Here is a 13,976-nt window from a genome sequence, read left to right on the forward strand (position 1 = left end):
ACATTATTCATAGCGGATAAGTTGATAAATGTCCTCCGCAGAAATGCCATTCATGTACGAACCAATATCCATAGATTTCATCTTTTCGAGGAGTTGGTCGTCCAAAGGCAGACCTGTAAATTTATTTTCCAGTTCCTTCAAATCACGACTGCCAAAGAAATCACCATAAAAATGAATGTCTTCAATACGCCCTTTATTAGCCTGCATATATATCGTTACCAGGCCGGCAGGGAACTTCTTTTCCCGTTTCATGTTGTAGGCCGGGGACTTGCCATAATTCCATTCCCAGGTGGCATATTTTTCATCACGCAATTTCTGTATTGCTGCCAGATCCGTTTCATTCAGTATATACTGTTCTATATCGTTGCCGGCAAATACTTGTTTCAGGAGTAATTGCTTAAACATCGTCATAGGCATGGGTTCCCTGAAATGATCATTGATGCAAGTGACACGGCTGCGTACGGATTTAATTCCCCGTGATTCGTATTTTTTTTGTTTCACCTTGAGAGCCTGTGTCAGATAATCGGCATTGGCATCCAGCATCACACAGCCATGGACGAGAAGGCGGCCATGTTTGGCATACTGGGAATTACCGGAAAACTTCATTCCATCAATGGTCAGGTCATTGCGGCCAGTAAAATCAGCAGGAATATCATATTTATGGAGTACTTTCAATACGGGTTCTACAAAAACGTGAAAGTTAAAATCCTCTGCCGCACCTTCATCGACGATAAAGGTAAAATTCAGATTTCCTTTATCATGATAAACGGCTCCACCACCAGTCAGGCGTCGTGCAACGCGGATACCGTGGGCATCTACAAATTCCTGATTGATTTCTTCTACTGTATTCTGATGTTTGCCAATAATGATGGCATTATCATTTTGCCACAGCATAAAATACGATTCGTGTCGATCCATATTTTCAAATACATATTCTTCCGTTGCCAGATTCATATACGGATCTGTACTGGTCATTTCTATATATTTCATTCTCTTACCTCCCAACCGTACTCCCGGCATTATTCTATATAATACATATTATATATAGAATAAAATGTCATTTATTCATTCAAAATAAGCGATGCTACTTCATCTGCGGCGATTCCTTTCATGTACCGTTCCGGATGCAGACGGGCGAGAAGAACCGGTAACTGATTATCCAGAGGAAGATGCCGCATAGCTTGTTCCAACTGGGATAAATTCTGATTGCCAAAAAAATCGCCAAAAAACCGTACCGACTGAATATGACCTGCCTGGACCTGCAGATAGGCAGTAACCAGTCCGGCCGGGAATTTCCGTTCCCGTTTCAGGTTATACGACGGGGACCTGCCATAATTCCATTCCCAGGTAGCAAACTGTTCGTCCCGGATTTTCCGGATACCGCGATAATCTTCTTCCCGCAGCGTCAATGACTGTACGTCCTCCCGGGAAAGGACAGCATCGCGTAATTTTTTCTTAAATTCCTCCATCGTCAGCTTCTGTTCCAGATGATCATTGATGCAGGTGACGCGGCTGTGGACCGATTTGATTCCCCGCGATTCGTATTTCACTTTTTTTACACGCAGTGCTTCTGATAAATAATCGACATTGGCATCGAGCATCAGGCACCCATGATGCAGCAAACGGCCATGCCAGGCGCATTGGGCATTGCCGGAAAACTTGAGGCCATGGATGGTCAGATCATTCCGTCCTGTAAATTCAGCAGGTACACCCAGGCTATGGAGCACTTCCAGTACGGGTTCGACAAAAAAGCGGAAATTATATGAATTTTCCGTGTTTTGTCTGACAATAAAAGAAAAATTCAGATTTCCCATATCATGATAGACGGCTCCCCCACCAGTCAGACGCCGTAATACATGGATATGATGGGCATCGACAAATTCCTGATTGATTTCTTCTATCGTATTCTGATGTTTGCCGATCAAAATGGAATTTTCTATCTGCCAGAGCAGGAAATACAATTCATCCGGATCCATATGAGTAAATACGTAGGCTTCCAGTGCCAGATTCCAATATGGATCCGTCGTAGACAATTCTAAATACTTCATATAATTTCCCTTCCTTCCTGTCCAGGCACGGTTGCCTGGATATATGTCAGCCCGTACGTTCAGGCATGAATGCCACCTCTTTTTATAGTTTCTTTGATTTCTCTATTTCTTCGATAGCCAGGCCTGCGCGGTATGAGCTGCGGACCAGCGGACCGCTGACTACGTGGGCAATCCCGATTTTTTCAGCCAGTGTCTTATAATACGCAAATTTTTCCGGAGTCACATATTCTGCAACTGGCAGATGGAATTTAGATGGCCGGAGATACTGCCCGATAGTGACAATATCGCACCCCGCTTGTTTCAGGTCTGTAAAGGTCTGAATCAGGTCATCTTCCGTTTCTCCCAGGCCGACCATGATGCCGCTCTTGACGAGAGGCCGCACGGCATATCGGGATGCATACTGGAGGACCTGAAGGGACAAATCATAGCTGCCAATAGGACGGACCGTCGGAAACAGGCGGGCCACCGTTTCTATATTATGATTAAATACAGTCGGATGGCTGCGTAGTACGGTATCCAGTGCCGATTGTTGTCCTTTAAAATCAGGTATGAGTATTTCAATCGTTGCCTGAGGCAGGAATTTACGCACTTCACGGATACAGGCCGCGAACTGTCCTGCGCCGCCATCAGGCAGATCATCACGTGTAACAGATGTAATAACTACGTGCTTCAGTTTCAGATGTGCTGCCGCCATTGCCAGGTGCCGGGGTTCGTCAGGAGACAACGGTTCCGGCTGTCCTTTATGAACGGCACAATACCGGCAGGCCCGTGTACAAGTGCCCCCAAGAATCAGGAATGTCGCCGTTTTATGCCCAAAGCATTCGCCGATATTCGGGCAATCTGCACTTTCACAGACCGTATGGAGACGCAGATCTTTGACCATTTCCCGTACCTGATTATACGTTTCGTCATTGCATACATGTTGTTTCAGCCATACAGGCTTTTTCTGTGTCATTGGATTCATACGGATTCCCCCTTACCTGTCTTTGTGAAGCAAAAGCGCCCCGTATATATCTGCAGGACGCTTTTGCCAAAGACAAAGGATACCATGTTATTTTTTCTTGGGCGGCCAGTGAATCGGATTCTGGAATACATCCAGAGCTGCTTCACCAATGGCTTCGCCTACTGTCGGATGCGCCCACACTGTGGTAATCAATTCATCGACAGTAGCTTCCAGTCGGATAGCCAGTGCGCAGGCTGCGATCAAATCGGTAACCCGCGGGCCATACATGTGTACGCCCAGTACCTGTCCATACTTCGTATCGGCAAGAATCTTGATGATGCCTTTGCCGCCATTTTCGATGAGAGTCTTGCCATTGCCGGAAAGCGGGAATTTACCAGCCTTATAAGCAATGCCTTTTTCAATTAACTGTTCTTCTTTCATCCCAACACTGGCAACTTCCGGGTTGAGATAGATGCAGGACGGAACCGTTTCTGCATGATATTCGCCTTTGCCTGTGAGGATGTATTCTACAGCAGCTACGCCCTGGGCCGATGCAGCGTGAGCCAGCATCAATTTACCATTGCAATCACCGATTGCATAAATACTTGGGATATTGGTCTGGAAATGATCATCCGTTACAATCTTGCCACGATTCATGGCAACGCCCAATTCTTCCAGGCCGATACCGGCAGTCATAGCTCTGCGTCCTACTGCCATGATGACTTTTTCTCCCTGTACAGACTGTTTCTGTCCCTTATAATCCATATGGACTTCCAGTCCGCCCGCAGCCTGGCTGATAGATTCTACTTTGGCACTCGTCAGGATCGTAATACCTCGTTTTTCCAGATCTGCCTGTACAATGCCGACGATTTCTTTATCGATAGGTGGCAGGATATTGGGCAACGCTTCTACGATAGTGCATTTGGTACCTACCGAAGCAAACATGGAAGCAAATTCGATGCCGATAACGCCGCCACCGATGATAACCAGCGAAGCAGGAATCTTATCCAGGGCCAGCGCGCCCGTACTGTCAATGACACCCGGTAAATCGGCACCGGGGAAACGGAGATGAACCGGTTCAGAGCCTACAGCCAGAATGATGTCATCAGCGGGGATAAGCTGGTCACCGACCTGTACCGTATGCGCATCTTTGACGATGCCTTTTCCTACGTATTTCTTTACGCCGTTGGCCTTCAGCAGCCCTTCTACGCCGCCGACCAGACGATTGACGATGGATTTTTTGAACTGCTGTGCTTTGCCCCAGTCTACACTGACACCGGTAAAGCTTACACCGACTTTTTCAGCATCGTTGATGACCGCTTCATATAAAGAGCTGGCGTGAATCAGTGCTTTTGTCGGGATACATCCGACATTAAGGCAGGTACCGCCTACTTTGTCATTTTCTACGATAGATACATCTGCCCCCAGCTGAGCTGCCTTGATAGCCGTAACATATCCGCCAGGGCCTGCGCCAATGACGACGATGCGTTTCTTGCCCGCCTGCGCCGGAGCAGCAGGAGCAGCCGGTGCCGGTGTAGTAGGAGCGGGAGCTGCTGGTGCAGCCTGGGCAGCCGGTTCTCCTACGCTTTCGCCGGGCTGTCCGATATAGCCGAGCACGCCCTTTACAGGAAGCGTATCGCCTTCCTGGGCAACAATCTTGAGCAGTACGCCATCTTCATGAGCTTCTACTACATTGCTGATTTTATCCGTTTCGATTTCAACGATTTCGTCGCCTTTTTTGACGGTATCTCCTTCTTGTTTCAGCCAGGAAGATACTGTCCCCTCAGTCATGGTCAGACCCAGCTGGGGCATCGTAATTTCAGTAGCCATCACGTATTACCTCCTATGGATAACCGGCCGCCGCTCTGGCGGCCGGTCTCATTACATACCTATTATAAGAGAAGCAGCGGGTTTTCCAGATATTCGCGAAGCCGTGTCGTAACCAGTCCGGCAGTCGCTCCATCGATGACCCGGTGATCATACCCGAGGACGACGTTCATCATCGGCGCAATGACGATCTGATGATCGACGACTATCGGTTTTTCTACCGTACGGCATACACCGAGTATGGTTGCTTCCGGCGGATTGACTATCGGGGTAAAGTGATCGCATCCATACATCCCCAGATTGCTGATCGTGCACGTTCCGCCCTGCAGCTGATCCGGCGACAGTTTTCCATCGCGGGCTGCATGTGCCAGTTCGCCTACTTTCTTATGGATGTCCATCAGTCCCAGGTGGTTGGCATTGCGGATGACCGGTACAATCAGTCCGCTGTCAATCGCAACGGCCACGCCCATATTGATTTCTTCATTATGAATCAGATAGCCATCTACAAGGCTGTCATTTGCATTCGTGTATTCTTCCAGTACTTTGGCCATCGCTTTGATGATGAGGTCTGTAAAGGAGAACTTCTTGTCCATGGCAATGAATTTCTTCCGCAGTTCTGTCGCTTCGGTCATATTGACTTCTACGGTATGATGAACATGCGGGGTATTCCGCCAGCAATCGCCCAGGCGCTGGGCAATGACCTTGCGCATACCTTTGAGTTTGACGCCATTGGCCGGTGCCGGTTTTTCTTCCTTGACCGGTACTGCCGGTGCCGGGGCTGCTACAGCTGCCGGAGCCGGTTCTACACCGGCTGCCTTCAGTACATCCGCTTTCATGATACGGCCGTCGGCCGTAATGGTGGCCGGATCTACTCCCAGATTGGCTGCCACTTTGGCGGCTGTCGGGGATATACGGACATGCGTATCTTCTTTATATTCTTCTACGTCTTTTCCGGTTACCCGTCCCTTCGGGCCGGTTCCCGATACGAGAGCCAGATCAATGCCGGCTTCACGCGCCAGTTTGCGGGCATACGGGGTAGCCAGTACCCAGCCATTGACGCTGACATTCTGTACCGGAATGGCTGTCGAGACAGCCGGCGTCGTATCGGCTACGGCCGGTACAGCCTGCACGGCCGGGCTTTCTTCTGCTGCGGGAGCTGCTGCCGGGGCTGCCGGGGCTCCTACGCTTTCACCGGGCTGGCCGATATAGCCGAGCACACCTTTTACAGGAAGCGTATCGCCTTCCTGGGCAACAATTTTCAGGAGCACGCCATCTTCATGGGCTTCTACAACGTTACTGATTTTATCTGTTTCGATTTCAACGATTTCATCGCCTTTTTTGACGGGATCGCCTTCCTGCTTCAGCCAGGAAGATACGGTACCTTCTGTCATGGTCAGGCCTAATTGGGGCATCGTGATTTCAGTGGCCATCAGCTATAACCTCCTTACTATGCGTATCCATTCCCGGAGCAGGACAGGCCTGCCCCGGAAATCATCATGTCAGTAGTATTATTTTTCTTTTTCTGTTGCTTCTTCAATAGCCGTCTTCTTCGGCAGTGTCAGCATAACCAGACCGGAAATAATGAGCATTGCGCCGAGGGCAAAGTAGCCGCCGTCAGTAGAACCCGTATTCTGTTTGATAACACCGAGCATATACGGTCCTACATACCCGCCGAGGTTAGCGATGGAGTTGATCAGTGCCGTAGCACCTGCAGCAGCTGCACCAGTGAGGAACGTTGTCGGTACAGACCACCAGGTACCCATCGGGGCATATACGCCGATAGCCGTGATGCTGACGAAAATCAAGCTGAGAAGACCATCATGTATAAAGGGAGCACAAATGAGACCGACAGCACCGAGGAACATGCATCCTGCTACGTGCCAACGTTTTTCACCTGTCTTGGAGGAACTCTTACCAACCAGAACCTGTGCGATGAGGGCTGCGCCCATGGGGAAGATAATGGCAAAGCCGACAAGGGACGGGGACCAGCCGGATACACCTTTCAGTACCTGGGGCATCCAGAAATTGAAACCCCAGAAACCAGTGATCCAGGTGAAATAAATGACACACAGACGCCATACTTGTTTATCTGTAAGAGACTGCCAGATAGTATACTTCTTGACGCTTTCTTTCGCGGCTTCTTCAGCAGCGATGGTCGTATTCAGATATTCTTTTTCAAGCGGTGTCAGATAGGATACTTTATCGGGACGATCTTTAACCCAGAAGAGGAATACGAACGTGAATACCAGAGCCGGAACCGCTTCGATGAGGAACAGGCACTGCCATCCTTCAAACCCTAAAATCCGGAATTCAAGCAGGATACCGGCGATAGGCGAACCGATGATAGCGGCGATGAGCAGCGATGTGAGCATCAGAGAAATAGCGGCAGCCCGTTCTTTGGCAAGGAACCAGCGGGGGAAGAGTACGGCGTAGATAACGGGGTACAAGCTGGCTTCGCAAGCACCTAAGAGGAAACGAAACAGATAGAACTGCCAGGAATTCTGCATGAATGCCAGCAGGCCGCAGACGAGGCCCCAGGTAAACATGATACGGGCAATCCACTTGCAGGCATCAAACCGGGCCGCAACAAGGGACCCAGGAATTTCAAAGAAGAAATATCCGAGGAAGAACATCCCGGAACCGGCACCGAATACTTCCGGTGTCAGCCAGTCCAGTTGCTGTGTCATAGTCATGCCGGCATAGGCAATGTTGACACGGTCGAGGAACGCGATAACGGATACGAGGAAAACGGGGAATATAATATGCCATTTTCTCATCCGGTCCAAGTGTGCAAAATCAATACTTTCATACTTTGCATCCATATAAATACCCCTTTCTGTAAAAGGAATGATTTGTTAATTTACCGGCCAAGCATTTCTTTGACGGCTTTGATGATATCTTCCGGTTCAATCTTGACCAGCCGTTCCAGAGGCGGAGTATACGGAATGGGTACAAACGGAGCACCGAGACGTACGATAGGTGCGTCGAGGTAATCAATCATTTCTTCTGCCGTACGGGCTGCTACTTCAGCACCGACGCCACCCTGTTTAACAGCTTCGTGTACAATCATGAGTTTCTTCGTCTTTTTCAGGGATTCATAAATGGTATCCATGTCGAGAGGCGAAATAGTACGCAGATCGATGCATTCTACGTGGATGCCTTCTTTATCGAGCTGGGCCGCTGCTTTGAGGACATTGGTCATATAGAAGGAATAGGAAACAATCGTCAGATCCGTGCCTTCTTTGGCAACTTTTGCTTTTCCGATAGGAACGAGGAGTTCGCCTTCCGGTACTTCGCCCTTCATGGAGAATAATTTCTTATGTTCAAAATAGATAACCGGATCATCACTGCGGATAGCCGATTTCAGGAGACCTTTGGCATCTGCCGGATTGGATGGGATAACGACTTTTAAACCAGGAATATGCATAAACCAGGCTTCAACGCACTGGGAATGCTGGGCAGCGCCACCACGGGTCATGCCATCAGGAGCACGCAGGACAATAGGTACCTTGGCCTGTCCGCCAAACATGTAACGGGCCTTTGCCATCTGATTGAAGATTTCATCCATCGGTACGCCGATAAAGTCAGCAAAATGCATATCGACGACAGGACGCATACCGGCCAGAGCTGCACCGACGCCGCCGCCGATGATAGCCGTTTCCGAAATCGGCGTATCACGGACACGTTCTTTGCCGAATTCGTCAGCCAGACCTGCAAACTGACCGAAAATCCCACCCTGACGGGCAATATCTTCACCCATCAGGAATACATTTTTATCACGCTGCATTTCTTCTTTCATCGCTTCCTGCGTTGCTACGGAAAAAGTAATTTTTCTCATGATATATTGACCTCCTTGGAGAATATCTCGCTGCCATTATTCGCAATAATAGTTCTGCATCAGTTCCGATTCATCAGGATACGGAGCCGCTTCTGCTTCTTTTACAGCTTCCAGTACCAGGTCTTTGGCATCCTGATCCATCTTATCCATTTCTTCTTCTGTCAGCCATTTCTTGGCGAGAACGGTCTTGCGGAAATTCTTAATGGGATCATCGTTCTGGAAATGTTCCTGTACTTCTTCTTTTGTACGATATTTTTCCGGATCGCCTACGTAATGGCCTTTGATACGATAGGTTTTTAGTTCGAGGAGATACGGGCCTTTGCCACTGCGGACGTAATCGATAGCTTCTTTGGCAGCATCATATACAGCAAAGAAATCATTGCCGTTGACATGTTTACCCGGAATGCCATATCCATGGGCACGATCAGAAATATCTTTGACAGATGTCGTTGTCAGATACGGTGTCGTCGAAGCCCACTGGTTCATTTCGCATACGTACAGGACCGGCAGTTTCCATACAGCCGCCATATTGACCGATTCATGGAATGTACCACGGTTAGATGCACCATCACCGAAGAATGCAACAGCAACCTGTTTCGTGCCTCTCAGTTTGGCTGCCAGAGCTGCGCCCATTGCCAGGTTGTAACCAGCACCGACAACTCCGTTGGCACCGAGCATACCGATAGAGAAATCAGCGATATGCATGGACCCGCCTTTGCCATGGCAATACCCGGTTTCTTTCCCGTACAATTCTGCCATCATCTTTTTGACATCAGCACCTTTTGCGATACAATGGCCATGGCCGCGGTGTGTACTTTCAATATAATCATCATTATTTAAATTAGAGCAGACCCCGACACCGCAGGCTTCTTCGCCGATATACAGATGGGTAAATCCCGGCAGTTCCCCGGCAAGAAAGATTTCTTCAACTTTTGATTCGTAAGCCCGGATCGTCGTCATTTTCCGGTATGCTTCCAAAAGCAAATTCTTGTCGTACGTTTTTTCCATAATACATCTCTCTCCTTTTTCAAAAAAATGAAGTTCAAAAAAGTTTAGCTTGTATTATCACATAGGCTGACGCCTAATTAATAATCAATCGTTGCAGCCGGTGTTCCAGTATGTGCAGTTTCCAGGGCATTGTATGATGGCAACGGGCTATCTCTTCTGCAAGAGCCCGTATACCGGTCTGCCCCCGGTCTGTATACGGTATGTGGTATACAATCACTGATTCCGGCTGAATACGCCGCATCCACGATTTCCCAGCCTGATCAATATAGGAAAGGGGATTGACGAATAAGGCTTTCAATTTTGTTCCCTTGATGATTTCCTGTACATTCCGGACAGAACAACTCCAATCGGCATCGCTCATGAACAGGTAGCTTTCGCCATTGCCCACGAGAGCCAGACTGTAATGACGGACAGAAAAGATATCTGCTCCCATGTGCCGTGTCTTGAAGAAGACAGCCCACATGGTGTCATTCAGAGGATGATAGAAGATTTCTTCATCACTGGCACCGACGGTAAACAGTTCCGTATTTCCTGCCGTCCCGACGGGCTTTGTATCTTCATAAGACCGTCCGGGCTGGCAGGGAGCTGGAACATATACATGTCCAACCTGGTTGTTTTTTATATACGCATTAACCAGCTGGCTATCAAAATGATCCTGATGGCGATGAGTAAACAGCAGATTATCAATGTTCCGGAAACTGCGCGTCTGCCCCGATGCCGCTTTCAAAAGTAATTGCGGCCGGTCATGAAAGAATTCATTGACGCCGTACAGCCCGTCGATTAAAATGGACTGTTTCTCATCGGTCAGATAAATTCCGGCATTTCCTACATTTACAATCTGCATATATCCTCACTACTTTTTCCCAACAGTAACATCCATTTTATCTTCAAAATATTTAATCATACCGGCCTGATCGATATCGATATAACCGTTATCATTCATCCAGTCCATGATACGCAACGTCACATCCGTCACTGGCAGGTCAATTCCCAGTTTGTGTGCATAGCTCTTGGCATTGAGAATATCTTTTCGATGGACAGCAATGCGGGCACCCGGTTCGTAATCGCGGGCAATGATTTTCGGTACCTTGTTGTCATACAGGGGGCCACCGGCAAAACCACGCCGCGTCGCTTCGAAAGTCGTCTGCAGGTCGATGCCGGCCTTGGCAGCAAAGGCATAGCCTTCTGTAATTGCGGCCAGATAAGCACCGGCAATAGTATTATTGACCAGTTTCGTCACGTCACCGCTGCCGGGACCGCCGGTATATACCGGTTCACCCATACATTCGAGAAGCGGTTTGACTTTTTCAAAGATATCCTTGTCGCCACCAGTCATGATAGCCAGCGTCCCATCTTTGGCCTTGGGATTGCCACCGCTTACAGGGGAGTCGAGAAAATACATCCCGGCTTCTTTTACTTTCGGGTATAATTCCAGGATAATGTGCGGTGCCGCTGAGGAAAGATCAATGATGATATTTCCCTTTTTACCGTATTTGACGGCTTGTTCGACAGAATTGATGATAATCGCATGGGTCGGCAGCATCTGCATGATGATATCGCTTGTTTTATACACATCTTCAGCACTTCCCAGCGCATGTCCGCCGAAATCGGCAAAAGCCTGCAGCTTTTCTGGAACTACATCATATCCGTACACTTCGCAACCTGATTTCCTGACGACATTTTCTGCCATCGGCAGCCCCATGACGCCCAATCCGAGGAAACCAATTTTTACGTTCTTCTGATCTTCCATTTCCGTCATCCTTTCTGCTAACTTAGCATTCGCATATTCTATTTTAAAGCATCTTGATTCCTTTAACTCATATCATGTATCATTTCTTGTTATGCATATTTTAACATGGTAACTTATATCCGTTTGTATCAGTTTATACCTTTGGGGAAAATTTTTTACTTTTGTTTTTGCGTATATCGTTTTAATTTCAAAAAAATATAATGTTATTTTTTATTTTCATCGTATTAGTGCCATTTTTCACTTAATATTTTTTCCCACTTAGATTTCCTTTTATGCCTTATTCTGTTTTGTTTTTATCGAAAATTGTGCATTAATATTCATTTAATTGGTTCATATAATTTAAATGCAACTTTAGAATGTGTATAAAGTATTACACATCAATCGTTTTAGTTGACAAGAAGTCATTTTCATTGTAAACTAAATGCAATATCTAATTGTTATGTACATCCATAATATGCAGTATATTTTTCATACAATTATCTAATACAGGAGGAGATAGAAATGACAAATAATGAATTTGTCCTATTAAATAGCAAACTCATTACTGTCTTCCGGCAATACGGCGTCCGCGAGATTTACAACCCACGGCAGATCATATTTACCAAAAACGAAGAAGCCCAGAATTTGTATTATATCCAGAGTGGCATGATACGGGTCTATATTCCCTATCCTGACGGCACAGAACGAACATTATGCTATTTCCCCCGCAACACCATCATCGGAGAAGACGCATTCAATTTTCCCCAACGGCGCATTGTCTGCACTGATACACTGAATAAATCCGTCCTGTATCGTTGTTCTGCCAAAGAATTACTGCAAAAAGCTATTCACAATCCGGATTTAACGCTGGGCATCCTGACGTTTTTCATGCGTAAAATTACGTTGCTCCACAGCTGGATTTTTTATGCCCAGTTTCAGCGTAACGAAGAAAAAATAGCCTGCCTCTTATATACCATATCGTCTACTTCCAATTCCCCGATCAAACTGACCCACGGGCAAATTGCTGAAGTAACCGGCATGAGCCGCGTAACAGCAACACGTATTCTCGATTCTCTGGCAAAGAAAAACATTATTGCCATGCAATATAAAAGCCTGGAAATACTGGATAAACAGACACTGCGTGAAATCTTCGAAAATAAAGAATTTTATTGAGTTCTTCACCAAAAAGACCTGTTGTATGATAGCAGAATCTATTCATACAACAGGTCTTTTTCATTTCATAATATTCATCATCCGGCTTCTTCAGAAGATGCATCAGGAATATCTTCCGTCTGGAGAGCCGTTGTCTTTTTCAGGGTAAGCATCAGCAGCCCGGAACAAGCCAGCGATCCCGCCAGGATAAAATAGCCCAGATCGTACGTTCCCGTATTAGTCTTGACTACACCCAGCATATATGGTCCCACATATCCGCCAAGATTGGCAATGGAATTAATCATCGCCGAGGCTCCGGCTGCAGCAGCACCGCTCAGGAACGTAGTCGGCACGGTCCACCAGATTCCCAGCTGGCCATAAACGCCAATACAAGTCAGCGTAATCAGGCCCAGGCTGATAAACGGATTGGTAAAGAACGGCGCCGCCGCCAGTCCGAAAGCAGCCAGGAACATACATCCTGCTACGTGCCAGCGTTTTTCCCGTGTCTTTGACGAATGGATTCCCCAGAAAATCTGGAAAACGAGGGCTATGGTCATGGGAATCGCAATAATACCGCCGACCATGGAAGTAGACCAGCCGGAAAGCCCTTTCAATACCTGGGGCATCCAGAAATTAAAGCCCCAGAACCCCAAAGCCTGACCAAAATAAATGACACATAAGAGCCATACTTTCTTATCCGTAAACGCCTGCCACACAGAATAAGACTTAGCCCGGTTTTTCCGCTGTGTTTCTTCCGCAAAGGTATCGACGAGGTACCGTCTTTCATCCTCTGTCAGCCATTTTGCTTTTTCCGGCCGGTCGGGAATGCCAAAATAAAATACAAAAGTCAGGAGCAGGGCCGGTACGGCTTCCAGCAGGAACAGGCTCTGCCATCCGAGCAGGCCGAACAACTGCATTTCCAGGAGCACGCCAGCCAGTGGCGCACCAATGATAGCAGCAATCAATAGCGACGTCAGCATGAGAGATGTCGCTTTGGCCAGTTCATTTGCCATAAACCAGCGCGGAAAAAGTACGGCGTAGATAACCGGATACAGACTGGCTTCACAGGCACCCAGCAGGAACCGGAAGAGATAAAACTGGAACGGGCTCTGCATAAACGCCATGAGACCGCAGACCAGCCCCCAGGAAAACATAATACGGGCAATCCATCGGCAGGCATCGAAGCGGGCTGCCACCAGAGAGCCGGGAATTTCAAAAAAGAAATATCCAATAAAGAACATGCCAGCACCGGCACCAAAAATTTCCGGTGACAACCAGTCCAGCGTCTGGGTCATAGTCATGCCGGCATAAGCAATATTAACGCGATCCAGAAATGCTACGACAGAGACGAGGAATACGGGAAATATGATATGCCAGCCTCTTTTTTTATATAATGCACTTACGTTGACAGTTCCTGTACCATTCATTGTC

At 47.6% G+C, this 13,976-nt stretch carries 12 protein-coding genes; 1 reads left to right on the top strand and 11 read right to left on the bottom strand.

Annotation, left to right across the window (positions count from 1 at the left end):
* Positions 1 to 3: 3 nt before the first annotated feature.
* From DW949_RS01565 to DW949_RS01610, 10 genes are all read right to left on the bottom strand, one after another.
* Positions 4 to 990: a lipoate--protein ligase gene (locus DW949_RS01565; protein WP_118021517.1), complete on the bottom strand. Its 987-nt coding sequence runs from the start codon at positions 988 to 990 to the stop codon at positions 4 to 6.
* Between the two features lie 71 nt (positions 991 to 1,061).
* Positions 1,062 to 2,048: a lipoate--protein ligase gene (locus DW949_RS01570; protein WP_118021518.1), complete on the bottom strand. Its 987-nt coding sequence runs from the start codon at positions 2,046 to 2,048 to the stop codon at positions 1,062 to 1,064.
* Positions 2,049 to 2,130: 82 nt separating this feature from the next.
* Positions 2,131 to 3,012 carry a lipoyl synthase gene (lipA, locus tag DW949_RS01575; protein WP_199595677.1) on the bottom strand — a complete coding sequence of 294 codons (882 nt, stop codon included), beginning with the start codon at positions 3,010 to 3,012 and terminating at the stop codon, positions 2,131 to 2,133.
* 87 nt (positions 3,013 to 3,099) lie between these two features.
* Positions 3,100 to 4,821 (bottom strand): dihydrolipoyl dehydrogenase, encoded by a 1,722-nt coding sequence (gene lpdA, locus DW949_RS01580; protein ID WP_233539447.1) that lies wholly within the window; start codon positions 4,819 to 4,821, stop codon positions 3,100 to 3,102.
* 62 nt (positions 4,822 to 4,883) lie between these two features.
* A complete protein-coding gene (locus DW949_RS01585) occupies positions 4,884 to 6,248 on the bottom strand; it encodes a dihydrolipoamide acetyltransferase family protein (protein WP_118021519.1) in 1,365 nt (454 codons plus the stop codon).
* 78 nt (positions 6,249 to 6,326) lie between these two features.
* A complete protein-coding gene (locus tag DW949_RS01590) occupies positions 6,327 to 7,640 on the bottom strand; it encodes an MFS transporter (RefSeq protein WP_118021520.1) in 1,314 nt (437 codons plus the stop codon).
* Between the two features lie 38 nt (positions 7,641 to 7,678).
* Entirely contained in the window at positions 7,679 to 8,656 is a 978-nt protein-coding gene (locus tag DW949_RS01595) for an alpha-ketoacid dehydrogenase subunit beta (RefSeq protein WP_118021521.1), read from the bottom strand.
* Positions 8,657 to 8,692: 36 nt separating this feature from the next.
* Positions 8,693 to 9,664, bottom strand: coding sequence for a thiamine pyrophosphate-dependent dehydrogenase E1 component subunit alpha (locus tag DW949_RS01600; RefSeq protein ID WP_118021522.1), 972 nt, complete (start codon positions 9,662 to 9,664; stop codon positions 8,693 to 8,695).
* Positions 9,665 to 9,737: 73 nt separating this feature from the next.
* A complete protein-coding gene (locus DW949_RS01605) occupies positions 9,738 to 10,508 on the bottom strand; it encodes an MBL fold metallo-hydrolase (RefSeq protein ID WP_118021523.1) in 771 nt (256 codons plus the stop codon).
* A 9-nt stretch (positions 10,509 to 10,517) separates the two neighbouring features.
* Positions 10,518 to 11,414 carry an NAD(P)-dependent oxidoreductase gene (locus DW949_RS01610; protein ID WP_118021524.1) on the bottom strand — a complete coding sequence of 299 codons (897 nt, stop codon included), beginning with the start codon at positions 11,412 to 11,414 and terminating at the stop codon, positions 10,518 to 10,520.
* Between the two features lie 501 nt (positions 11,415 to 11,915).
* Between DW949_RS01610 and DW949_RS01615 the strand changes: the two genes are divergently transcribed.
* The gene (locus DW949_RS01615; RefSeq protein ID WP_118021525.1) at positions 11,916 to 12,566 is read left to right on the top strand and encodes a Crp/Fnr family transcriptional regulator; all 651 of its coding nucleotides are present in this window, start codon (positions 11,916 to 11,918) and stop codon (positions 12,564 to 12,566) included.
* Positions 12,567 to 12,643: 77 nt separating this feature from the next.
* Here the strand turns inward: DW949_RS01615 and DW949_RS01620 are convergent, their stop codons facing one another.
* Positions 12,644 to 13,972, bottom strand: a complete 1,329-nt coding sequence (locus DW949_RS01620) for an MFS transporter (RefSeq protein WP_118021526.1) — start codon at positions 13,970 to 13,972, stop codon at positions 12,644 to 12,646.
* Between the last annotated feature and the right edge of the window lie 4 nt (positions 13,973 to 13,976).

The organism is Megasphaera sp. AM44-1BH, from assembly GCF_003467125.1.
Lineage (GTDB): Bacteria > Bacillota > Negativicutes > Veillonellales > Megasphaeraceae > Megasphaera.